At 39.2% G+C, this 25,183-nt stretch carries 14 protein-coding genes; 4 read left to right on the forward strand and 10 right to left on the reverse strand.

Annotated elements, in window-relative coordinates; all coding sequences use genetic code 11:
• Positions 1–60: 60 nt before the first annotated feature.
• From AY601_RS10860 to AY601_RS10870, 3 genes are read right to left on the reverse strand one after another with little or no spacing between them, the layout of a single operon-like run.
• Positions 61–756: a DUF3823 domain-containing protein gene (locus tag AY601_RS10860; RefSeq protein ID WP_068400535.1), complete on the reverse strand. Its 696-nt coding sequence runs from the start codon at positions 754–756 to the stop codon at positions 61–63.
• A 23-nt stretch (positions 757–779) separates the two neighbouring features.
• Positions 780–2,681 carry a RagB/SusD family nutrient uptake outer membrane protein gene (locus tag AY601_RS10865; protein WP_232324736.1) on the reverse strand — a complete coding sequence of 634 codons (1,902 nt, stop codon included), beginning with the start codon at positions 2,679–2,681 and terminating at the stop codon, positions 780–782.
• Between the two features lie 4 nt (positions 2,682–2,685).
• Positions 2,686–5,865: a SusC/RagA family TonB-linked outer membrane protein gene (locus AY601_RS10870; RefSeq protein ID WP_068400537.1), complete on the reverse strand. Its 3,180-nt coding sequence runs from the start codon at positions 5,863–5,865 to the stop codon at positions 2,686–2,688.
• 200 nt (positions 5,866–6,065) lie between these two features.
• Here AY601_RS10870 and AY601_RS10875 point away from each other — a divergent pair, with 200 nt between their 5' ends.
• Complete coding sequence (locus AY601_RS10875; RefSeq protein ID WP_068400539.1) at positions 6,066–9,254, forward strand: ligand-binding sensor domain-containing protein; 3,189 nt, start codon at positions 6,066–6,068, stop codon at positions 9,252–9,254.
• On the forward strand, positions 9,239–10,066 hold the full coding sequence (locus AY601_RS10880; protein WP_068400542.1) for a response regulator: 828 nt from the start codon (positions 9,239–9,241) through the stop codon (positions 10,064–10,066). The genes AY601_RS10875 and AY601_RS10880 overlap by 16 nt, the downstream gene beginning before the upstream one ends.
• Before the next feature lie 94 nt (positions 10,067–10,160).
• Here the strand turns inward: AY601_RS10880 and AY601_RS10885 are convergent, their stop codons facing one another.
• Positions 10,161–12,173: a GxGYxYP domain-containing protein gene (locus tag AY601_RS10885; RefSeq protein ID WP_068400549.1), complete on the reverse strand. Its 2,013-nt coding sequence runs from the start codon at positions 12,171–12,173 to the stop codon at positions 10,161–10,163.
• Between the two features lie 388 nt (positions 12,174–12,561).
• On the opposite strand from AY601_RS10885, the gene AY601_RS10890 reads away from it, so the two are divergent.
• Positions 12,562–13,212 carry a DUF6266 family protein gene (locus AY601_RS10890; protein ID WP_068400552.1) on the forward strand — a complete coding sequence of 217 codons (651 nt, stop codon included), beginning with the start codon at positions 12,562–12,564 and terminating at the stop codon, positions 13,210–13,212.
• A gap of 10 nt (positions 13,213–13,222) precedes the next feature.
• Here AY601_RS10890 and AY601_RS10895 read toward each other — a convergent pair whose 3' ends face one another.
• From AY601_RS10895 to AY601_RS10905, 3 genes are all read right to left on the reverse strand, one after another.
• On the reverse strand, positions 13,223–13,432 hold the full coding sequence (locus tag AY601_RS10895; protein ID WP_068400558.1) for a hypothetical protein: 210 nt from the start codon (positions 13,430–13,432) through the stop codon (positions 13,223–13,225).
• A gap of 346 nt (positions 13,433–13,778) precedes the next feature.
• Positions 13,779–14,444 carry a response regulator gene (locus AY601_RS10900; protein WP_068400560.1) on the reverse strand — a complete coding sequence of 222 codons (666 nt, stop codon included), beginning with the start codon at positions 14,442–14,444 and terminating at the stop codon, positions 13,779–13,781.
• 12 nt (positions 14,445–14,456) lie between these two features.
• A complete protein-coding gene (locus AY601_RS10905) occupies positions 14,457–16,124 on the reverse strand; it encodes a tetratricopeptide repeat-containing sensor histidine kinase (protein ID WP_198163670.1) in 1,668 nt (555 codons plus the stop codon).
• Between the two features lie 727 nt (positions 16,125–16,851).
• Here AY601_RS10905 and AY601_RS10910 point away from each other — a divergent pair.
• A complete protein-coding gene (locus AY601_RS10910) occupies positions 16,852–17,955 on the forward strand; it encodes a hypothetical protein (protein WP_068400568.1) in 1,104 nt (367 codons plus the stop codon).
• Between the two features lie 228 nt (positions 17,956–18,183).
• Here the strand turns inward: AY601_RS10910 and AY601_RS10915 are convergent, their stop codons facing one another.
• Genes AY601_RS10915 through AY601_RS10925 form a run of 3 tightly spaced genes read right to left on the reverse strand, consistent with a single transcriptional unit; the run spans position 18,184 to position 25,152 of the window.
• Positions 18,184–22,596: a non-ribosomal peptide synthetase gene (locus tag AY601_RS10915; protein WP_068400570.1), complete on the reverse strand. Its 4,413-nt coding sequence runs from the start codon at positions 22,594–22,596 to the stop codon at positions 18,184–18,186.
• Between the two features lie 52 nt (positions 22,597–22,648).
• Positions 22,649–24,034, reverse strand: a complete 1,386-nt coding sequence (locus tag AY601_RS10920) for an FAD-binding oxidoreductase (RefSeq protein ID WP_068400572.1) — start codon at positions 24,032–24,034, stop codon at positions 22,649–22,651.
• Between the two features lie 5 nt (positions 24,035–24,039).
• Positions 24,040–25,152, reverse strand: a complete 1,113-nt coding sequence (locus AY601_RS10925) for a VOC family protein (RefSeq protein ID WP_068400574.1) — start codon at positions 25,150–25,152, stop codon at positions 24,040–24,042.
• Positions 25,153–25,183 lie beyond the last annotated feature (31 nt).

Here is a 25,183-nt window from a genome sequence, read left to right on the forward strand (position 1 = left end):
TTTAAAACTGGTATTCGTAGTTACAATTGATATTGAGTGGTTACAACTTGTATTTTGTAGTTACAACTGGATTTTTTGAAGAGGCGAAAATACCATATCCTCGACTCCTTCTATTTTCACCCCTATACGTGCGAAAACATAATGCTGAACCGGAACAATTGCCGGGACAGTAACTTTAAGTGTTAATGCAGTGGGATCAGTTATAGCCCCACCTGATAGTTCTGAACTGGCAATATTGTCCGAACCGGATACAAACTGAGTTTTATTGACGTATAAATTAATACGTTCAATATTTTTAGCAGTATTCCCTGTGATAATCTGATCTGCACGGAATGTAGCAGTCAGGTCAGTTCCGGACACTTTATAAACAGCATTCCTGATCAGGTAATAAGGAATCGCCTGCAAGTCCAGCGTCTGATTCCCATTCACCGTCACTGCTAAAGTATCATTGACACCAGCTGCATTTTGATGCCATTTAAAAGGTCCTTGTCCGTTAGGGATAATCAGTTTATAATTACCATCAGAAAAAAGCACCGAATAACTTCCATCCTGAGCGAAACTCGCTGTCATCGCCCCCTTTTTTCCAAAACCCGTTTGATAAAATTCCAGCGGGACACGGTCATATTCCAATCCGATTTCTTCAGTGTTATAAAGGATCCTGCCTTTTAAGGTAGTGGAGGGCTCCTTATAATTATCCTTTTTACAGGAGAAAACCGGAAGGAAAAGTAACAGGATATATATAGGTTTTAATTTCATAATTGCTTGTTTGAAAACCAGGACTACTGGTTTGGTTGTTTAACAATTTTCGGGTTCGCAGCTAAAACATTATTGTCGATATTCGAATAATAATTCCCCATCTGGAACATGTTTGCTCCTGTAACTGCTGTAGGCAGTACCTCTTTAAAGAGCCATTTACCATGATTTGGATTTCCGGGATTGTAGTACTTATATGGCCAGAGTCCATAAGGCTGGGTATTTTTCTTCGTAGACAACCCGATATTACTGACCAACTGGCTCACAGACATTTGACTTCCGTCCCAAACGATATGCGCTAAACGCCATCTTTTCATATCAAATAAAGTATGGCCTTCAAAAACCAACTCTACCCGGCGTTCATGAACAATCTGATCAAACGTAACTCCTTGTATAGCTTTGGTTAAGCCGGCCCTTGCACGAACCTGGTTAATGTACCCATCGGCAACACCACCCATCCCCAGCTCGAAAGCAGCTTCGGCAGCATTCAATAAAACCTCTGCATAACGGTAACGGATAAAAGCGACATCACTCTGTCTTCCTCTTCTTCCGGAACCTACCTGAGGATCTAAATATTTACGGATATAAAAACCTGTTTGTGATCTGAATTCCTGTCCGTTGACCGGTCCATCTTTCCCGACTACCTGCACAGCAACATCAGTTCCGGGTAGTTTAGCCAGATGACTGGCGTCATCACTCGTTAAAATACTACCATCGGCTAATTGATAACCAGCCCATACGTCAACATTCTTACCTTTGAAAGCCCCGTTAGGAAGCAAGATAGTCCCTGCTAACCTGGCATCCCTGCCCGCAAATGCATCCAGTTGATTGGTGTAATAGACAGGATTGCCTTGTCCATCTTTCGTAGCAATTGGTGCATAAGTATTATCCAGTTTTTCAAAAGCCTGTACCAGATTTAAAGAAGGGTTCAGACGGCCGGCATCCAGCCCTTCATCAGAAATAGAAAATGGCTGATTATTGGTCGTAAAACCATGAACCTTCGCAGAATTTACTTTAAAATCTTCAATAAAAATAGATTCCTGATTGACACTGCTTTTATCCAGGAACACTGCTGCAAAGTTATCTGAAAGATCAGGTAAAACTTTATACAGCTGATAAGCCCCGGCCTGCCCATTGATGATTTCTTGTGCTGCTGAGAGGGCTTTTTGGTAATAACCGCCAGCCAAACCAGCAGCTATCCCCACTTCAGCACCTGGTAAAGTAACCTGCGGAGTTTTAAAACCATATTTAGCAATAGACCCTGCATATAAGGCCGCCCGTGCTTCCATCGCCAGTGCAGCCCCTTTAGATGCTCTCGATTTCTGGTTCACATCTTTTGGTAATATATCTTTTATGGCTTCGGCCTCACTGATCACAAAATCATAAATCTCCGATTCTTTTGACCTTGGAACCTGTAAATTAGTTACATTACCCGAATAATCATATTGCATTGGCTCTGTAATCAGGGGCACTCCCCCCATCCGCTTAACCAGCTCAAAATAAAAATTAGCTCTGAGAAAACGGGCTTCCGCAATAAACCTGGCCTTATCTGTTTCGGTAAGTTTGGTCGCTGCAGTGGCCCGCTTTATAAAAAGATTCATATCGCGGATATAGCCATAATCCCAGTTCCCCCATTCTCCATAACCCCAGCCTGTACGCTGAACAATATTATAACTTCCATTTTCAGAAGGAAAAGCTTCACTAAAATCAACGAATGACCGCCAGCCATCTCCATCCAGACTTGAAAAATCCAGTTGCCGGTTATATAAATCCCCTAAAACAGAAAGTACTAAAGCCGGATCCGAAAAAGCAACTTCTTCGGGAATGATCTGTTTAGGAGGTACATCTAAAAATGCACTGTCTTTTTTACAAGCCCCGGTAAGTAAAAGGGCAGCAAAGGTGAGTACTGTATATATGTTCTTCATCATGTTGTTAAAAGGTTAAATTAAGACCTACGTTAACCACCTTATTCTGTGGAAATTGAAGACCATTGTCATCCGCAACTTCCGGGTCAACGTTATACTGTTTCATATTATCTATAGAGAACAGGTTGTATCCGTTCACATAGAACCTTGCGCGCTTGACCTTGATTTTGGCTAGCATTGCAGCTGGTAAACTGTACCCAAACTCTATCGTTCTTGCCCTGATATATTTGACGCTGTGCAGCCAGAATGTAGAGTTACGATTGTTGCTATGTCCACCATCATTATACCGGTTCGCGGGATACTTGCCCGGAATCCATTCACTATTTAAATCAAATGGATCAGCCCTGTGCCACCTGTCTTCAAAAATGCTGTTCAGGTTGCCATTGTTCTGAAAGGCCCACCTGGTCTCATAATTCTGGAACCAGGTATAGCCCGCACCTCCAGAAAAATCTGCGTGAAAATCAAAAGATTTATAACTTGCGCCAAAGCTTAAACCAAAATTAATATTAGGCTGCTTGCCATAACCAAAGCCAATTGGCCGTTCGTCGTACCCATCTATTTTACCATCTCCATTCTGGTCCTTATAGATCAGATCGCCGGGCAAAAGGGTCCTGTTTCCTTTACCATCAATATTTACCGGATAATTGTTGATCTGTTCCTGAGAAGTAAACTGGCCAATAACCACCTGCCCCCAATCGATATTGGTATACCTGTTTTCGGACGAGTTGCGGTATTGATCCCAGGAATTAAAGAATAATGGGTTATAAGATTGCAAGTTTTCAGAACGGGTATAGGAGAAATTACCCCCGATATTAAAGTTAACCTGTCCAACTTTACTGCTATAATTTAAAGAGATCTCCTGACCATACTGCGCGTCACTGTTCACATTTTCATCTGGCAGTTTGTAACCCAATTCAACAGGAATAATGATGTCATTTCTTCCACCCAGTAATCCGGTACGTTTTCTATAGAAATAGTCTACCGTACCCGATAGCTTATTGTTGAACATACTGAAATCTGCACCTACATCAAAAGTCCGGCTCTTCAACCAAGATATCCTGTTTAAAGGAATCCCTTTATCTCTGGAAACAATCACCGGGTTTCCGTCCAGGATAACTGTTCCCTGATTGTAGTTATAGCCTGGAAGATAGGCATATGGAGATACAATAGGCTGATTGGGATCATTAGGATTCCGGTCATCTCCGAGTATCCCATAAGAAGCACGGAACTTCAGATCACCCAGGATCTTTTTATCTCCCACAATATTTTTCATAAACCCTTCCTCCGTAATTCTCCATCCCGCAGAAACTCCGGGAAAATAACCTACACGTTTATCAGGCGCAAATAAATAAGAGGCATCCCGTCTTGCAGAAGCTTCCAGGTAATATTTATTGTTGTAATTATAATTTAACCTGGCAATATAACCGATACGCGCTTCGTCATCATCAACGTCATCATACCTGTCGGCAGTTGGAAAATAGATTAAAGGCAGGTTATTGGAAATTGGTGAAGAGTGTATATAATTCCGCTGATGCTTCAGGTTAATCCTTTCTGCAACCAGCGTAGCACCCACCGTATGTTTACCAAAAGTGTTGTTATAATTTAACTGACCCTGAAAAGTAGTCGCAAATTCTTTTTTCTGCTCCCGTTCCCGGTATGGGTTATTACTCCCACCTGTAATATTGTAAGCACCAGTAGCAGGACGGTAAGTATAGGTGTTATAAGTATACTCATGATTGTTAAGTACATAATCAGCTACATAATAAGAATATACGGCTTTGGCAACCAGCCCTTTTATACCCGGGATCTGGTATTCGGCATTGAAATTGGTTTGTAAAACACGCCAGTCGTTACGGTATATGCCTGAAAGTTTCTTGTTTAAAAAGGCATAATTGGTTTCCGTATGCCCGATATCATTCAGATAGTCTGGATTATCATTGGCATATGGGCGTTCCAAAGGATTGTTCCGCAGCACCGCCAAACGGGCCAGCAAATAATCATCTGTACCCGGAACCCCAGGATTCTCACGGCTTTCAATCCTTCCATTAATGTTTACCCCTACTTTAAGGCCACTGGCTACTGTTGCCGTAATGTTAGATTGGATGTTAGTTCGTTTAAATTCATATTCTTTTCCCAAGACAGAATTCTGATACAGATTTGTCGCGGAAACATAATAACTCATTTTATCCGTTCCGCCTGTAAAGTTCACATTGACCGAATTCTGAGGGGCATTGTTATTACTTTTCAGGATATAATCCCGCCAATCAAAACTCCTATAAGCCGGATCGGTCCCGAGTTTGTATTTCTCCAGTTCTGCCGGTGTGATACTCGTACTCCCATTCTTGTTAATCTCCGCATCTGCCTTATAACGCATATAATCATAAGAAGTACGCACTACATCAGGGAACCTCGACCAGTTCTGGAACCCAAGGTAAGCGTCTACATTAATCCGGCTTTCACCAGTTGTTCCTTTTTTAGTCGTCACGACCACTACCCCATTCGCTGCACGTACGCCATAAATAGCTGCAGAAGCATCTTTTAGTACAGATATACTTTCAATATCGTTCGGTGCAATGTTGTTAAACTGCGCTTCGTCCTGCTGAATTCCGTCAATAACATAAAGCGGACGCCCCATATTACGGATTTGTATACTTGCACTGGCGCCTGGCCGGCCATCTGTCATCCGGAAAGTAACCCCGGGAATCTTTCCTGCCAGGGCTGTACTTACCGTTGATCCTCCATGTACCCGCTCTATATCCTTGCTGGTTACAGAAGAAATAGCCCCGGTAATTGATTCTCTTTTTTGCGAACCGTAACCTGTAACCACAATTTCCTGCAGGTCATTGTCGTAATCTTTTAGTTTTACGGTTAGTTCAGTTTGCCCGTTTAAAGGGACTTCCTGCGTAGTGTATCCGATGTAAGCAAATACTAAAATGGCATTTTTATCCAGAACGGTAATTTTAAATTTTCCGTTTGCATCAGACATTCCGCCGCTTTTTGTGTTTTTAATTTTTACTGTGACACCGATCAGTGTCTGTCCTTTATCGTCCGTTACGGTTCCACTGACAGTGCTCGTTTGCGCGGTACTGGTTAGGGACAAAAGAAGGAAAATGCAAAAGGTAAAAGCTTTAAGCATATACTGCTTTAAGCGCACACTTCTGCAATAAGCAGGTAGACTTTTTTCCATAAAGATTTATATTTGGTTAGGTATACCCGGATGATCAGCTCGTTCTATCCAGGTATAATCAAATATTAGTTTTTTAGCTTTTGGTTGTTGCACGCGTTTGTATCAATAATTCTTCAATTTGTCTCTATTTTTTATTCAGGACAGTTAGAGAAGGTTTAGTTATAAAATCGATTCAGCTTTATAATTATTGATATATTTGAATGAACGATACAACCAAATTGAGAATTCTAACCTTATTTTTTTTATTGCTGTCTGCTACAGTATTGCAGGCACAGCCGTACTACTTTAAGCACTACCAGGTAGAGAATGCCCTCTCCAACAATAGTGTCTTTTGCAGTACTCAGGACCGTAGTGGTTTTATGTGGATGGGGACAAAAGATGGGCTGAACAGATTTGACGGTTATTCTTTCAAAACCTACCGTCATGACCCTGCGAATCAAAAAAGCCTGGGCAATGACAAGGTACATTCCCTGGTCAGCGACAAACCAGCCAGCTTATGGATAGGCACAGATCAGGGCTTATACCACTACAACGCAGTCAACGAATCTTTTACGCTGGTTGAAGAAACAAAAAATATGGGTATAGCTGTGCTCACGCTCGATCATGAGGGTAAGCTATGGATCCTCTCTTCTGGAAAAGTTTATACGTATAATCCGGTTCAGAAAAAGTTTGCTCTGGTATTGCAGGACAAGTCATTTACACCCACTTATATTTATTGCCGTCCAAATGGCGAAATTCTGGTGAGCAGCCCTGATGGCTATATTGCCAGATACGACAAGACATCCGAGACTTTTAAAACCCTTTATTTAACAGCTAAAAAAAAGCCTGTAGCCATTGGCTGGATCTCCTCAATCGAAGAAACCAGTGATCAGCAGCTCATTATTGGAACCACCAACCAGGGAATCAAATTATTTGATCTTAAAACAAATGTTTTGACAGATCTGATCGTAATGAACAAAGACAAAACCCACATTTTTGTCCGGGCTATAAAAAAGCTGAATGATCAGGAGTATTGGATCGGCACAGAGTCCGGGCTGTATATTTATAACCATCAAAGCAGGAAACTGGTTCACTTGCAAAAGCAAAATAGCAACCCCTATTCCCTATCTGACAACGCTATTTATTCAATTTGCCGCGATACAGAAGGTGGCATGTGGGCCGGAACTTATTTTGGTGGAATGAATTATTATGCTCCCCAATCTTCCATTTTCACCAAATACTTTCCTACGGAACAGGAAAATTCTATCAGCGGAAATGATATCAGGGAAATCTGTAAAGATCAGAACGGTAATTTGTGGATTGGAACCGAAGATGCAGGATTGAATAAATTAACGCCCGGAAGTGGCAAATTCAACTCTTATTTTCCTGATGGCAGTAAACAGACCATCGCCCATTATAACATTCATGGCCTGCTTGCTGATGGCGATAAACTTTGGATCGGTACTTTTGAACATGGGCTGGATGTGATGAACATCAATACAGGTTTAATCACCAAACATTACCATATGCGTAAGGGAAGTTTACTCCGGTCAGATTTCATTTTAAGTTTGTATAAGACCAGGGCTGGTGATCTGCTGATTGCAACTACAGCAGGCATTTATACTTATAACCGCAAAAGAGATGACTTTGATCCTGTTCCTGGTTTACCCTTTCTGTTCTTTAACACGATCAAAGAAGATGCGGACGGAACAATATGGGCAGGTACTTTCAACGATGGATTGTTCAGCTTCGGGCTCGGTAACAGCAATTATAAGAATTACAGGAATATTGGTGAGGATGGTCATAGTCTACCTAACAACACTGTAAACTGTATTTTTCAGGATAGTAAAAAGAGGATGTGGGTGACGACAGATGGTGGTGGCTTATCTCTTTTCGACAAAAAAACAGGTGGTTTTAAATCCTATACTGTAAAAAATGGAATGCCCAGTAATTTCCTTTTTAATATCCTGGAAGATAATCAGTATAAATTATGGATCAGCAGTACCCGCGGATTGGTGAGCTTTGACCCGCTTAAAAAGACTGTTAAGGTTTACACAAAAACTGATGGTTTACTCACCGATCAGTTCAACTATAGCTCTTCTTATAAAGATACTGATGGCAGGATGTATTTCGGAAGTGTAAAAGGCTTGATCAGCTTTCTCCCAAATCAACTACATACCAATGCTAAGACAGCCCCTTTATTTTTAACGGGTTTTAAGATTGACAATACAGAACTACAGCCGAAAAAGGAAGATTCGGTACTCCAGCAATCCATCTCCTACACGGATCAAATTATATTGAATAACAGTCAATCTTCTTTTAATATTGATTTTGCTGCATTAAGTTATTTTTCTCCGGAAAAAACTGAATATGCTTATAAAATAAGCGGGCTATATAACAACTGGCAATACCTAAAGACTAACCGGAAAATATACTTCACAAAACTTGCTCCGGGAGAATATGTATTTGAAGCGAAAGCAATGATCCAGGGCAGTAAAAAATGGAGTAAAAACAACATCAAGCTATTTATTGTTGTACTGCCACCATTTTGGAAAAGTCCGGTTGCCTGGTTACTCTACGCCATGCTCTTTATTGGTTTAACAGCCTTGCTCATCAGACAATACCATCAAACTATCCAGCGTAAAAACAAAAGGCGTATGGAAATCTTTGAACATAAAAAGGAAAAGGAAATTTATCAGGCAAAAATTGAATTCTTTACGAATGTCGCTCACGAGATAAGAACACCGCTTACCTTGATTAAAGGGCCTATGGAAAAAATGATCAAAGCCGCTGGAGAAGTTCCTGCCATGGAGAAAAATCTGAAGATTATGGACCGCAATACTGACCGTTTGCTGAACCTGACTAATCAACTTCTGGATTTCAGAAAAACGGAGGTCCATGGTTTTTCTTTAAACTTTGTTAAAGCAAATATCTCTGAAATCCTCCATGATGTGAATTTACAATTCCTGCTGGCTGCTGAACAGAAAGAGCTTGTTTACGAAACCTTTTTACCCGCAGAACCGCTGTATGCTTATATCGACCTGGAGGCCTTTTATAAAATAATGAGTAATTTGGTGGATAACGCCATTAAATACGGAAAACAGATTGTGAAGGTGACACTGACTGTAAATGAACAACAGGATCAGTTTATTGTGGCTATTCTGAATGATGGAAATAAAATTACACCCGAACTGAAACATAAGATTTTCGAACCTTTTTTCCGGACAAAAGAAGCCGAAATGAAACAGGGAACGGGCATCGGCTTGTCTATTGCAAAATCACTTGCTGAACTACATAAAGGTTCTCTTAAACTAGAAGATAGTCATAGTGATTATAATATACTCGTAGCTACATTCCCTATTCATCACATGATAGAGTTCAACTTAAAAGGAAAATGGAAAAAGATTTAAACTTCGGACCAAATATAGTAACTGATATGCAGGAGAAACCGGTTATTCTTGTGGTAGACGATCATGAAGAAATTCTTGATTTTATTGCAGACGACCTGAGCGAAAAGTTTAAAGTCCTGATGGCATCGAATGGACTTGAAGGCCTTGCAATTTTAGAGAAAGAGATTGTTCATCTGGTTATCAGTGATGTGATGATGCCGAAAATGGACGGTTTTGAATTTTGCAGAAGGATCAAATCAGGCATAGAATTCAGCCATATACCGGTTATCCTGCTAACGGCTAAAAATAGCTTGCAGTCTAAGATTGAAGGATTGGAGCTTGGTGCAGATGTTTATATTGAAAAACCATTTTCCCCGGAATTTTTACAAGTACAGGCTGCGAGCTTAATTGCCAACCGCAATAAAATTAAAGCCTATTTTTCAAGTTCTCCACTGCTTCATATCAAGAGCCTCGCCTACTCTAAGGCAGATGAATTATTCTTAAAGAAAATACAGGTAATTATAGATCAGGAGATTAGTAACCCACAATTAGACGTTGATCTTTTAACAGATCACATGAATATGAGCAGGCCAACCCTGTACCGGAAAATAAAATCGATTTCCAATCTTTCCCCGAATGAATTGATTAACCTGGCCCGGTTAAAAAAAGCAGCAGAGTTGCTGAATGAAGGGATCCTTAAAATCTACGAGATCGCAGAAATGGTTGGTTATAGTTCTCAAACTCATTTTGGCCGGGTGTTCGCTAAACAGTTTGGAATGTCACCGACCGATTATGCAGCCAGTATGCATGCAAATCAGAAAAAGAAGGTTTAAATGATTTAAAAAAGCCATGCAAAAAGGATAACCTTTTTGCATGGCAATGCTGTTTAATCAAGTTTAGGTATGAACTCAATTATAATTTATCAGCTCAATGAGATTTCGCAGGCAAACCGGTTGAAAGACCTTTTGATTCACGGATAAGCTGAAAAATATGATCCGGACGCACCACCACATAATCTGCGTTAAGGGAACTAGCGACATTCTTAAAACTTGTTGGCCTCGCATTATTCCAGGGTTGCGCTTGTATAATCACAAAACGCGGTGAATTATGATCCCACCCTGCGGCGGCAGAAGCAATATGATCTTTCATATTCTGTTCATCGCTGCAGTAGTTACAGGAAAGTGCCATCCCAGGAAGGCTGTTATTGTAAATAGTTAATCCTCCGCCAGTATTCTGGCCCGTTAATCCAAGTAAAGTTGGTGCGTGGCTGGCAAAGGTTTGTCCAACATTCTGACTGATATCACCAGTGATTGTATTCCAAATTGTAATGACCCGCAAGCCAGCACGTTTATTGTAATCTTCGGTTTTAGCAACGAATTGTTCCAGTGCATTTTGATTCGTCCAGCTGTTCGGATAGGTATAGCCATAACCCGATGGGCCGGAAATCAGGTTATCATTATCGGTAGCAGTTTGCCAGAAGTAATTGAGTGCCCCGGGCATAGCATCGAGCATTGCAGGTGATAACGTCCATCCTATGGGAACTGAACCGCGATCGGGGTTAGACCAAAGTTTGCGCATCAAATGTTCGACGTATTGTAAATTGTCACCATCACTTAAAATGAAAGCCACATAAATCTTATTTTGTAATGCGGGTTTAGGTGGTATGGGTTTAATATTTACTGTTCTGGATGTGCCGCTATGTACGGTCAGATTAGTACACCAGTCACTCGCAATAGTTGTCAGTCCATATTTTGAGGCCCTTTCTACACCTGCTGCCTCTTCAGGCCACCATCCCATGAAGTTTGCACCAGCTGGCATGGAGGATAAAAAGCTGTTTAGCAATTCACTTTCACCGGCAATATCAGGATCGAGCCAGACAACCGCTGCCCCTAGTGCCGTCGCATATTCTCTTAAAGCAGCTTTATGTGCTTCAGGATTTAATCCGATTAATAACCGGTGATCAATGGTCGGCCAATAGGTATTATATAAAGTTTGGTACACTTGCAGCTTACTGGTGAATTGTCCGCGCATATCAACCAAAATAGGCAGATTATATGGAGCGGAGGTTAAGCGGGATAACAGTAATGGAGAGACGATCAGGGCTTGTTTGTTTTTTGCAAGCATCGTGGCCAAATTAACGGTATGTATTTGTGCAGGGTCGTAAACGATTAAACCGGATATTTCACTACGGTATTTGGTAATCAGATCCCATTTGTCTGCTGGTTCAGACCAGCCCAAACCTAAAGATTGCAACCAGGTATAGGGCCCTTCTGCAAATGCATCACCTTCATAAGAGAAAATACGGGGCTTTGTTTTGTTAATAATCCCTTTTAAGGATGCAAAAAGGTACATTTCTGCGGAGGAACTATTTTGATCTACACTCACCCAGTCTACTTTGATGTAACTGGTTCCCCGCCAGAATATACGCAATTCAATGGATTGGTTATCTGCTGGCATAGTAAAGGGTAACCTAAAACTGGTATAGTTTGCAGCTATAGCAAACTGCTGACGGGTAATTGTTTGTGTGGTCAGCAACTGTCCTGTGGTAGCATTGACGACTTCAAGATCTACTATCGGATCGTTGTTGACAGTATTGTTATCAATTTTCATCCGAAACTCAGCTACGTTAGGCCCTGCTGGAATGGTTTTGTCATAAGGTCCATAAACCATATGGAGATTGGGAAGGTCAATCCCGGTCTGGCAGAGCCAGCCATCGGTTTCTGGTCTTCCGGTCTTGTGACTGATTGCTGAACCTTCAGCTTCCCAACGGGAAGATGTTTCGCGAAGCGTAATTAAATCCTGTGTTTGTGCTGGAGAAGCAAATGAAGGAAGAAGTTGATTAGCCGGCCAGGTAATCTGAGCCTTGGCGTGCAGCGTGTAAAACTGTAGTAAAAGTAAGAGCTTTAACACGTTTTTAATTGAATTAAACGATTTAGTCATCGGTAAGAGTTTAATTTATAAAGGTTTAATATTTGGTTATATACAGGAAGTTATCATATTTATTGCGTCCGTCCAAAATATTTAAGAAATAAGATGGTGAAAATAAGGTTTTCAATAACGAAAATGAAGGGTTGATATTGCCCGCAAAACAATAGATAATGAGATGAAAAAAGAGGTAAAAATGATATCCACAATACCCTGACAATCAATGTAGTTTACCTATCTTGTTCAGATGATGTCCAGAGACCACTCACAAGCTCTTCAAACTTCAGTCAACCGGTATAGAAAAACAACTAAACTTAAGGTGAATTATTTTTTTAAATAAAAAACAATTACTACACTATTCATTAATATTTATGTATAGTTTTGAAACTAACCAGACAAGATTATGGCAATTTTACAGGAAGGCTCTTTATTAGCAGGTATCAGAGGAAGAATAGGAAACATTGTGATCTATCAATGGAAAAACAAGGTATGTGCCCGCACATTACCAGCAAAGCCCCATAAAAAAAGGGCCAGAACAATTCCTCAGCAGGCGCAGAATGCTAAAATGAAGGTATTGACCCCTTTCTTAAAACAGGTTAAACCCTTCCTGAGAACAGGATTTAAACATATAGCCGAAGAACGGAACATCACTGCAAACAATGCCGCTAAATCTGTTAACCTGCTGCATGCAGTTAAGGGAGAATTTCCAAACCAGGAGATTAATTGGGATGCTGTGTTAGTGGCAGACGGAGGGTTGCTTAAACCTGAAAATGTAAAGGTTATTATATCTGAAAACGCCTTTAACTTTACCTGGGATAAGGATATTACAGCTATAGGTAATCCAACTGACCGGGTTATTATTTTATTGTATAACAAAAATTTTGGGCGTGTACATGCCAATTACAGCGGTGCACAAAGAGAAGAACTCAGCCATACTTTCCCCATGAAACCTGGTTACATCAAGAATAACACTTATGAAGTATTCATCGCTTTTAAAGACATCATGAATGATGAAGTCTCCAAAAGCGTGTATTGCGGGAGGTTTACAAATTAAAAACCTTTCCTTATTTTTCCCATTTGCATAAAGTTTTGCCCTCTTTTACAGCTTTATCCAGGCTAATTTTCAAGAGCTTATACTGGCAATTTTTTAATCCGCGGCAATCTTGTTTATAGTGGTATTTTTTTGAAGTACCACTGCTACAGATATATACTGCATTTGGTTGTGAGAAATTCGTCTGTGTAAAAAAAATGATTAAGAGTAAAAGTGTTTTCATTCATTTAGATTTTATGTGAAGGATTTAATTATATCAGATAATTTATGTGGTGTGACATAAATTCGAACAAATCTTACAGCCGTTTGTAGTAGTATATATATTTTTTGCTGTAATTACTGCCCCAATACAAGAAGAGAATTCGCCCAGGTAGGTCCTGTTATCGACTTTCGGCAGATATATACAGTCTTCGGCGTGAACTTCATGATCGCCGTTACCCTAGGCATTTTTGTTTACATAGTACTTTTTCATAATCCAATTTTTAGTGAATAGATATGACAAAAGTATCCAGCCCGAAAGTCTTTATATTACGGATAACCGTAAAGTGTTTATTTTTGATCCTGAGCTATCAGATAATCTTTTTATCCTTACAATAAGCAACCAGCTGTTCATTACTGGAAATATTCAATGTGGTTTTGATCGCATTTAATCGTTTTTCAACGCTGCTCAGACCAGATGGTTTAATATTATTTTCCTGCAAATAACCTGGGATATTTTTTTGCGGCATTCCACTGCAGAGTAACTTGATAATCTCGATATCAAAAGCTTTAAAATCATAAGAATTCTCTATTCTTTTATTGTGCATTAAACTGGCAGAACGGTATTTTTTATTACTGGAAACTGCATCTATCGCTTTCCTGAGGTCTTCTGCATCATGGCGGGCTTTACGTACGTAAGCGTCAATGCCATGGTCATCAAACAATTCATCAACCATGTTGATATTATTTTCAAGGGAGAAAACGATTATTTTCAAACTCGGTTGTAATTGTCTTACTGCTTTAATAAGCTCCCTGCCTCCTGCAATTTGCTGTATGTTTTTGTCTTCTTCAAAGGAAAGATCAGTAATCAATAAATCAAAGGGCTGCTCCTGACGCATTGCGGCCTGCAGGAGTGTGAGCGCATCATCACAATAATATCTAAACTCTTTCTGGATTGTACCGAGATCTTCAAGGGTTTTGCGCACGGAAATATTAACGTGTTCGTGGTCTTCTGCTATAAGTACTTTTTTGAACATTATTCTTAAGTTTTACGAAAAAGGGAATGAGAGCTGAATTTCAAGTTCTTTCTCCTGTCTATTGTCAAATGTAATCGTACCGCGGATACTTTTTATACGGTTTTCCGTATTCGTTAAACCGTTTTTCTGAATAGCATCTTTCATTCCGATTCCATCGTCCGAATACGAGATATTGATATCCATTTCGTTCCGGTTAAATTTCAAGACCACAGTTTCCGCCTGGCTATGCTTTTTCATATTGGTCATCAGTTCTTGCATGATATAAAAAACCTCAGCCTTTGCTTCTGGATTTACGCCTTCCCATAATTCTTGTTCGTTCCCGATAATAAAAATTTGCCTGGTTTCGCCCGAATAGGATTTTAGCATTTTCGCCAGCTCCTGGTCATAGTTTTTTCCCATATTCAATTCCTTACTATCGTAAGAAATATCTCTTGAAATATTATAAAGGCTTTCCAGTTTGTCCAGCAAAGTATCCCTGTCAACTTCCGGGATGTTTTCTACTTCTGACATTAACTGGTACACTTTATTCGCTACCCGGTCATGAATTTTCTTTACATATTTGATCTCTGTATTTTTGACTTCTATTACTTTTTCCTGCTCCAATCCTTTTTTTCTCTTTCTATACCACCAATAACCAGCTAATAAGAGTAAGAAGAGAATGCCAAGGGCGAAATTCTTTCGTAGAATATTATTCTGTTTCTGAATATTTTCAGACTGAACTTTTAGAAAATCTGCCTTAATTTTCTCGGTTTCAAAGCGAATAAGCGCAAACCGATTTGTAGACATATTACGTGTAGTTTGCACGCTGTCACCCAAACTTTGATAGGCCGCAAAATATTGCTGAGTTGCTTTGGGCGGACTTACCTGAATCAATCTTCTGAGCGCTGATAATCTGTCATCAACGCTATTTAACTGGGTAGCTACCTGGTACATTTTCTGCGCATAAAAGAAGGCAGAATCTTTTGTTTTTCTTGCATAAAAATCAGAAAGGTGTGAAAAACTGGAATTCAGACCTAAGAGATCTTTTTCTCTTTCTCGAATATGTAACGCTTTTAAGTAATCCGGCAAGGCATTATAGTTGGGGTTCTGCAGCCATTTGGTGGCAGAAATGTTAGTTAGTGCCTTGGCATATGTTTTACTATTTATATTTACATCTTTTAAGATGTGGTCATATATTTTCAAAGCAGCATTGTAATCACCAACCTTCTGATAAATTGTAGCTTTATTGTTCAGATAAAGACTAATATGCGAAGAATCTGTTGAAAATTTGATTGCATTGTTATAAAATTTCAATGCTTCTTCATAATTTCCCAATTGAGCAGTTACAATCCCAAGATTATTATAATTGGAATTAATGTAAGCGTATTGATCTTTCTTTTTCTGATCAAAATAAGAGATAGCATTTAAAGAGAACTCTTGTGCTCCGTAATAATCTCCCTTGCCTGCTAAAAAAATTGCCATGTTGATTAAACACTTTCCTGCATTCAGTGTATCTTTTTGTTGCAAGAATAGGTCTTTAGCTTTAATGAAGTAAAAAAAGGCACTGTCAGGCATATTTTTTTCCCGGAATTCAAAAGCCTTATCATAAAACAAATTGTCTGCTTTCTTTTTTTTCTCTGCATGGTTCATACAGGAGTAAAGAAACATAATGGAAATGGAGAGTAAATAGAGATATTTCAAGAGCTTATTTTTATCCAAAATAAAGAAAAAATTCATCTCTTTTACCAAAAAAAAAATATTATTATATATTTTAAAGAAAAAGAATTGATCAATTAATAACATAGACCAATAGCTTTATATAAAAAGGCAGGGCGAAATGAGAGCGCCCCCACCCTGTTTTTTGGGACGCTGCATTTCTGCCCTGCCGGATTGTTGTGATTTAATTAGTCCTATTTTGGTGGAGGATTCTGGCCTGTATCACCTCCTGTAATAGGCTCCGTTTCGCCTTGTGTGATCGTAGTATCACCTTGTGTATGATAAGTTGTGTTTGTATTTGATGGGCATACCAATCCCAGGAACATAGTTATTAAAAAATGGAAAAACATGACTCAAAAATTTAGAATATGATTACTATGTAGTCCCCCACGAACCATTCGTGGGGACTGCTACGGTTGTTAATCAGAAGGCCTTCTGAAATTTTTGGGAAGTGTGAGAATCAAACGCGGAAACTAATAACTGCTTCCCAAACCGGTCATTAACCACCGCGCTTTCCTCTCTTTATGAAATCTGTTTTGTACATTTAAACTCTGATAGCAAATCAAAGTCTGAACTGATTTCTGATACAAACATACAGGGATGTAACCGACTAGCTATCAAAGGATTCCGAAGATTCCAATGATTCTGTTAGAATTCCGAAAATTCCTTAGAGATTCCGAAAATTCCATTTAATAATTATCAGTTAGTTGATTTGAAAAGGATTGAAGATTATAAGCAAGAAGTAATTCTGGCTTATAAAAAGAGAAAAGATGAGGGATCATTACCTCTTAATTTGCAATATCATACACCTGCAAATCTGAGAAAGGAATGTCTGGCTGTTTTTCATAAGCGATATTCCAAAAAGGATGAAGAGACTTTCAAGTTATTACTCGATGAGGAAAGGAATAGTGCAGAAGAATATTTTAAAAAGATCCAAATAACGAGTGCTGATAAGTTCAAACCGTTAGACAACTTTTTAAAAGGAAATACAGGTGATACAAAAGTTAAGAATATTGAGCTTTTAGCCTGGCTCATAGATTTTCAGCCAAGACCACATGTCTATGCAGATATGTATGATCTGGTGAATATTGATAGAGAATTATCAGTTCAGAAGGAGAAAGAATTAAGTGGAGAGGGATCAGTTACCACAGAAATCGTGGCTAAAACAGCAGGCACTATTGGCATACTACAGCCGGAATTTCCGGAATCTGCGTCAATTCCGGCAGATAACAACCTGTTAAACAGCACAGAACAGAAAGAAGCAAACAAAACAATAAAAGAAGATTTTTCACAATCGTCCACTGTACCACTACCTAATGGATTTTCAGGTAACAGTCCATTAGGTAGCGATTCACCAGATAACAGTTCATTAGTTAGCGGTTCACCAGGTAACAGTTCATTGGATAATGTCCAAAAAATTGGCAAAGGAAAATTTGGCATTCCTTCTAAATTCAATACAGCAGTTCTTTCATTTATCGCTGTCCTGATTATTGTTGGTGGGTCCTATTTCTTTTATGATACCAATACCCAGTGTATGTACTGGAATGGCGATGAATATCAATCCGTAACTTGTACTCAAAATATACAAGGAGCTCATATTATTCCGAAGGATGCTTCCAGATTAAAGCTGGTAAAAAGAATAAAAAATATTGCAGAGATCACCCGGGAGGACATTGGAAAAGTTCATTATTCAAAAGTGAATGGTCAGGTTGAATTCTATACCGCTGGGGGTGAAAATCCTGCAGATAGCCGTAAGAGGTTATTGCCAATGTCTGAACATATGTTTATTGAATATATTGAGGGCAACAAGCAATAAAAGACTTCAGAGGAAAACTTTCGGCAGACTCGCCAAAAGCTATCAGATTTTGCGAAATTGTAAGCCCTTCGACTGACAATCGAACACAAGTTACCGACATTCGGATACGTTTATGCTTATCGTATTCCCAATCTTTTGTAGTCTAACTTATCACGTATGTAAAGATGAAAGTAACACTAATAACAGGTGCATCAGGGGAATTGGAGAAGCCATTGCAGTAAGATTTAACTAAAAATCAAAGTCTATGTCAATACCTTTGTTTTTTTCAATCTCCAGTACAATATCATAAGTGCTGATAAACTGATCAGGATTGCTGGTAAGCTGAGGAATCAGCATTAAAAACTTTTCCCAAATCAGGTGGATAGTTTCAGGTTCGTACAAACTGGCATCATAATCAACTTCACAGCTTATTTTTCCAGGTCCTTCATAAAAATTAAAGGTCATCGGTAATCTGGCCACAATTTCTTCCTGCGCAAGCAATTGCAGGGAAAAATCACCATACTGGATGTGCTCCTGGATTAAGAACCCCGGATCCTGGAAAACCAGGACAATATCAAAATAACTATTGCCGGTTACTTCAGGAATTACGTCCTGATGCTCATCAATCAGTAATAAAGTATGGTGTGTATTTTCAACCAGCGCTCTAAAATTATACTCAGGGGCTATAACTGTACGGACAGGTAAGGTTTTAACGAACATCCCAATTTTCTGGTCCAGTTCAAATACGTTTCTTCCACTAAAAACTGTTCCAACACAAAAATCCTGTAAACCTGTATCTTTAAAAATCAGCAGGTTAAAAGTCGCAAACAACATGGAAAAAATTGTTGAATTATAAGTGGCTGCACTCTTTTTTAAATCGTCCAGTACATTTCCTGAAAGCTCATAGGTCACCCTTCTCCCCTTTGAACTGCCATTTTCCAAAAAGTCTTTTTGAAAAATCCCTTTTCTTTGATAACCTGACAAATAATCATTCCAGAACTCCTGATGATCAAGTTGCGTTGTAATCCTGTTATTGTACCATTCAGCATAATCTTTAAATTGAATTTCAGGCTCAACAGGCGTAATACCATTCAGGGCATGGAGAAAATCCTTCACAAAAAACTTAAAGGAGATACCATCCATAATCAGATGGTGAGTAAGAAATATTAAACCGCTTTCCCCTGTCACTTTATTTACTACACCAATTTTTAACAGTAAATCATTAGCAAGATCAAATTCATATTCTACATAGGCTTTGATCAGCATTGCCGCCTCTTCTGCCGATACAGCATCATTTACATGAACTTCAAATTTCAGCCTGTCTATATCCTGTATATTTTGATACACTTCCCCATTAATTTCTTTGAAATTAGTTCTTAGGATTTCATGCTTGCCGATTAAACTGAGTATTGCCTGCTCAATTTTTACTTTATCCGGAATTCCATTAATCTTAAAAATGGCGCTCATATTATAGGCCACCAGCAAATCTGTGTTCAAACAGGCCTGCCAGATACTCTGTTGTGCAGGAGTTGATTTATAATATGTCTTCTCTGATGCCTTTTCTATGCTATGGATTATTGCAGGATTTAAACTATCAATATATTTTCCCAGTAAAGAAATACTGGGCTTCGTAAAAACATCCTTCATGGTAAGCCGGATGTTAAATATCCGGTAGATAGCGGATGTCATTTGCACAGCCATCAGAGAATGTCCGCCCAAAGAAAAGAAGTTATCATGGATATTCATCAGCCGATCAAGATTCAATTCTTCCTTCCAGATTTTTAAAAGCTTTTCCTCCGTGGCTGTTTTGATACCAGTATCAATTATGGCTGTAGCAGGCAGCTCAAACTTCATCGCTAACAGCGCTTTTCTATCTATTTTCTGATTAGCTGTGAGCGGGAAGCTTTCCACCTGAACAAATACCTCAGGTATCATATAGCCTGGCAGATAATTTTGTAAAAATTCTTTAGCCAGGGGAACGATATTGTCAGCTGTCTGTTTTGGGATATAAGCAACCAGTACACCTGTTGAACTATTCAGTTCAGCGCTTAAGATAACGGTATTATCACATTTCAAAAATCTGTTCAGCTGAGTTTCAATCTCTCCTGGCTCAATTCTGTAACCTCTTATTTTTAACTGGTAATCATTTCTTCCACAAAATTCAATTTCTCCTTCAGTAGTCCATTTGCCCAGGTCTCCGGTTTCATAAAGCTGATCGCCTGGAATAAATGGACTCGATATAAATTTAGCTGCGGTCAATTCTTCATTTTGACAATAACCTTTACTCAAGCCGGGGCCTCCGATAAAAATCCTGCCAATAGTTCCTGCAGGTACAATTTGCAGCTCATGGTCTACAATATAAAACCGCATATTAGAGATAGGCCTTCCAATATTCGAAGCTTGGTCAGGCCGTTCAATTTTTTTCAGGGCAGACCAGACAGTTGTTTCTGTAGGGCCATACATATTCCACAATTCCGCAACGTTTGAAAGTAGTTTTTCAACCAGCGCTTTGCTTAATTGATCACCGCCACAAAGAATTCTTACCGCTTTATCGCCTTCCCAGCCTGCATTAAAAATCAATTGGAAAAAGCCAGGCGTAGCCTGAAGAACCGTTGGTTTTACCCTCCTTATTTCTGCCAGTAATTTTTGAGGTTCAGCAAGAACCTCTTTTTTCACCACATAAGCTGTTCCACCTGAAATTAAAGGGCCAAAAAATTCAAGAATTGAGATATCAAAGGAAATTGTCGTGATTGAGAATACCAGGTCAGCAGGAGATAAACCAGGTTTTCTACGCATGCTTATTAAAAAATTCGCTAAAGAGTTATGCCTGATTTCTACCCCTTTAGGACGACCAGTAGATCCGGAAGTATAAATAATATAAGCACTGTCTGCAGCTTTCGCCCGATTGATCTTTAATTGTTCTGGCGTAGTATAGGCAAAAACATCAGCGATATGAATCCGCTTGACATCCGCTATAGTTATCGCATCATTTTCACAAATAATTGTTTTTGCTTTACAATTTTCTACAATAAATGCAATCCTGTCTTCGGGGAAATCAGGATCAATGGGAACATATGATTTACCTGCTTTGAATATACCCATCAATAATACCGGCAAGTCAGCAGAGCGGTTCACTAAAATGGCAATAGCTTCATTGCCCTCTCCCAATTGCGCCAGAAGCCAGGCAGCAATAGCATTTGATTTTTGTGAAGCTTCGAGGTAGGTATATTCTTTCAATGAATCTCTTACTACAACATGATCCGGATCATTTTCGACTTGCTCTTCAAAGAGATCCACAACTGTCTGAGCTGAAGGATAGGGATAAGCCGTCTGATTCAGCCCGGTAATCAAAAATTCCTTTTCCGCAATACCAAGAAAATCAAGCTTGCTCAGTTTTTTATGGGGATTTGCTAAAATGTCTTCAAGCAGGAATTGAAAATGAGTTATAAAATTTGTGACTTGTGTGCCTTCAAAATATTCAAGGCTATAATCAAAGTCAATCCTCACATCTTCTGCATTGTCAAATTCACGGACATATAAAGCCAGCGCTACTCTTTCTGCCTGGTGAGTTAATGGAACGACATGTGTAAGGGTATGCTTAAAATGTACAGAATAGTCCTGTTTTTCATAAGATAAGGTGATATCGAAAAGCTTTTGCTCCTGATCAAATAAGTTTAGTTCCTGGATGAGCTTACCCAGGGGAAATCTTTGATGCCGGTAATCCTGTTTTAACTCCTGCCTGATATTGCTGACCAGCGCTGCAAAGGAATCTTCAAAATCAAGGTTAATCCTCAGGGGTATTATGCCGGTGAATAAACCAGCTGTTTTTTTAAAAGCAGCTCCAGAGCGGTTTAACATAGGTATGCCCACAGCAAAATCGCTGATACTTTTTATCCTGCCAAAATAAGTATAGGCAATTGCCAGCAAAAGATGAAAAGTGGTAGCCTGCAGCTGAACAGCCAGTTCATTTAGCTGATCATACTGTGCACGTTTTATCAACCATTCTTTTCTTCTGCTCCCCTCCTTTTTCGGTTGGCTATTATTTTTGACAAATACGTTTTCAGGTAAAGCAGAGAACTTCGCAGTCCAGTAAGATTTATCCAGCTGATAGGTTTCACTGGCACGGTATTTTGCATCATCTTTGGCAAATTCCGTATAAGAATAGGGATAAACAGACTGAATAGTCCCATGACTGCTCAATTCATTGTAGTTTTGCACCAGCCGGCGAAACATCAATGAAGTTCCCCAGCCATCTGTAATCAAATGATGGTATACAGAAAATAAATAATGAAAATCATCTGCTATTTTTAACAGGATAATTTTGTGTAAAAAAGTCTGGTCGTTAAGTCTGAACGGTTCAAGAAAACGAGACTGCATGTAGGAAATCGCATCGTTTACAGGATCTGCATGGAAAGAAAAATCTATCAATTCAAGATCGGCGGTATCAGTATCCAGGATACAAAATTCAGGTGAATCATTTTTAACCGTTAATACACTACGACAAATATCGTGTTGACTGATCATTCCAATATATGCTTTATTGAAGGCGGCGAAGTCTATTTTACCCCTTATTTCAGTGCGGGCACCTATATTATAAACGGGTCTGTCAGGATAAAGCAATTGCTCAAAATAAATATCTTCCTGTGGTAAAGTTAATCTCATCCTGTTGTAGCTTGTTCGTTAGAATATCTTATTTGTTAGAATATGTTACTCGTTAGAATATATTGCCCGAATTCATAATATGGTTAGGGTCTAAAAGCTGCTTAATGTCTTTCATCAGCTTGATTTTTGTATTTTCATTAAAGCGTGAATAAACTTCCCGGTTGTAAGTACCAATACCGTGCTCACCGGAAATTTCCCCGCCAAGCCGGACTGCTGCTTCAAATAATAAGTCTGCACATTCATTGATGACCGCTTTCCATCTTTGCGCATCCATATTTTTATCCCTGAAAACATTGATATGAAAATTCCCATCTCCAATATGGGCAATCACAAGATATTGAAGCCCCATTTGGGTACATACCGAATCTATATGCTGATACATCAAGTCTATGTGCGACCTGAGTACGACGAGGTCAAAGTCTTTAAATTCACCGGTACTTACAGCAACCGACCCGATATTTTTCCTGAATTCCCACAAACGGGAAATTTCGGCTGGTGTCTGAGCCACAAAAATTTCTTCCTTAGTATATTCACCAAGCATTTCAGCCCAATTGAGCAGTATAGCCGATCCATGGGATTCTTGATCAGCTTCAAATTCAATCCACAGCAATCCCTGGGTATCTTCACTGATCGCATACCTTTTCTCCATTGCACCAGCAGCTAATCTGAACCCATTTTTATCCATAAACTCTAGTCCGGATGGATTAAAGCCAGAGCGGAAGAGCTTTTTAACAAAACTGAATAGTCTTTCTGAAGACAAAAACGGCACGAGTATGAGGATTTCATGCTGTGGGGTAACCAACTGTATAACCGCCTTGGTGATAATGCCAAGTGTCCCCTCACTGCCTGTAAAAAGCTGAGTCAGGTTATAGCCGGAAGCATTTTTTCTTACATTTTTCCCTGTCCATAGTATCTCTCCATTAGGAAGTACAACCTCCAGATTGAGCACATAGTTTTTTGTAGGGCCATATTTTACTGATTTCGGGCTTCCGCTTGATACGGCTATATTTCCCCCAATCAAACTGCCATAAGCGCTGCTGATGTTCTGAGGAAATTTAAGCCCGGCCTCCAATACGCTTTTTTCCAACTCCAGCGTATTTACACCTGCCTCCAGAATCACAAATCTATCTACCTGGTTAATCTCAAGAATGCGGTTAAGCCGCTCCATAGAAAGCACAATACTTTTTTGATCCGGTATCGAGCCACCACTAACTCCTGTTCCTCCCGATCTGACTATCACTCTGGTTTGGTGCAGGTTGCAAAACTTTAAAATCTCTGCAATCTCCTCCGCATTTCCTGGTTTGACAATACACAAGGATTTATAGGATTTACCCGAGCTGCAATCTTGTGTATAGCTAAATTGGGCTTCTGCGCTGATGATAATATTATGATTACCAACAAGAGCCGATAATGCAGCTATAGTTTCAGCATCTTTCATTCATACTAGTTTAAGGTCAGTTTTTTTTCTCTTTCAACGGCTTCAAACAAAGCTTTAATATTATCAAGACCAAAGCCTTCATAATTATTGACGCGCTGTATGATTTCGTAAAAAAAAGTTGGTCTGTCACCAATTGGTGTAGTAAAAACCTGAAGGAGTAGAGAATCGCCTATAATATCACATAAAACGCCGTATTTCTTAAATTTAGCGACATCAAGTGCCGGATATTTCTCTTTTAGTTCTGTATAATAAGAATCCGGATACGAGGAGAATCTAACGCCGTTTTTTCTGAGTACCTCAACTGTGTTGAATATGTTGGAGGATGTAAAAGCAACATGCTGAATTCCTGAACCGTAATTTTTATCCAGGAACAACTGTACCTGTGTACTTTTATGCCGGTCGGGTTCTACCAGGACATTATTCATTTGCTTGCCTTCAGTCTGTAAGACTTTAAGCAACATCCCGATTTTTTCCTCTTCTCCATTTTGTCTATGGTCAAAACATTTGACTGTTTTAGATTGAAAAATAGTATTGAAATAACGCTCCCACATACTCATCTCATTAATCCTCATTGCACTGGCAATGTGGTCAATTCCGGTCAGGCAGGAATCCTCTTCATTAAAATCCCAATCCTCTTCTACCGGTTTATAACCAGGCAGAAATATGCCGTTATACTCAGAAGTATCCACAAACATGATTTCATTGTCATCAAATATTTTGATTGAAGCGGTGACCACCTTTCCATTACTATCAGTTACGGTTGAAGGAAATTTGACAGGAATTGCCCCCTTTCCTAGTATATCAACATAAAAATCATCAATATTTTTAATCGCAATCCCTATCCTTTTTATTCCATTTCCATGCAGGTCTACAAAAGAGACGATGTCGTGTGAACTCGGTTGTGAGGCTGCGGTGATCACGATTTTAATATTATTCTTAACTAAATAATAAGAACATTTTTCCTGCTGTCCTTTTTCTGGCCCATAATAGGCCATCACTTTGAAGCCTAATGCTTTTACATGCCAGTAAACAACCATTTTAGCCATTCCAACATAGTACTCTATAAAATCATATTCTACATTTAGAAAATCCGATTCAATTAATTCGTCTTTATACATATTCAAGGTTAAAAGGGCTGATTTTCATTTT

The organism is Pedobacter cryoconitis (assembly GCF_001590605.1).
GTDB lineage: Bacteria > Bacteroidota > Bacteroidia > Sphingobacteriales > Sphingobacteriaceae > Pedobacter > Pedobacter cryoconitis_A.

Coding starts and splice junctions, on each gene's coding strand:
- AY601_RS10860 (WP_068400535.1), bottom strand. CDS start 756: ATGAAATTAAAACCTATATATATCCTGTTACTTTTCCTTCCGGTTTTC.
- AY601_RS10865 (WP_232324736.1), bottom strand. CDS start 2,681: ATGATGAAGAACATATATACAGTACTCACCTTTGCTGCCCTTTTACTT.
- AY601_RS10870 (WP_068400537.1), bottom strand. CDS start 5,865: ATGGAAAAAAGTCTACCTGCTTATTGCAGAAGTGTGCGCTTAAAGCAG.
- AY601_RS10875 (WP_068400539.1), top strand. CDS start 6,066: ATGAACGATACAACCAAATTGAGAATTCTAACCTTATTTTTTTTATTG.
- AY601_RS10880 (WP_068400542.1), top strand. CDS start 9,239: ATGGAAAAAGATTTAAACTTCGGACCAAATATAGTAACTGATATGCAG.
- AY601_RS10885 (WP_068400549.1), bottom strand. CDS start 12,173: ATGACTAAATCGTTTAATTCAATTAAAAACGTGTTAAAGCTCTTACTT.
- AY601_RS10890 (WP_068400552.1), top strand. CDS start 12,562: ATGGCAATTTTACAGGAAGGCTCTTTATTAGCAGGTATCAGAGGAAGA.
- AY601_RS10895 (WP_068400558.1), bottom strand. CDS start 13,432: ATGAAAACACTTTTACTCTTAATCATTTTTTTTACACAGACGAATTTC.
- AY601_RS10900 (WP_068400560.1), bottom strand. CDS start 14,444: ATGTTCAAAAAAGTACTTATAGCAGAAGACCACGAACACGTTAATATT.
- AY601_RS10915 (WP_068400570.1), bottom strand. CDS start 22,596: ATGAGATTAACTTTACCACAGGAAGATATTTATTTTGAGCAATTGCTT.
- AY601_RS10920 (WP_068400572.1), bottom strand. CDS start 24,034: ATGAAAGATGCTGAAACTATAGCTGCATTATCGGCTCTTGTTGGTAAT.
- AY601_RS10925 (WP_068400574.1), bottom strand. CDS start 25,152: ATGTATAAAGACGAATTAATTGAATCGGATTTTCTAAATGTAGAATAT.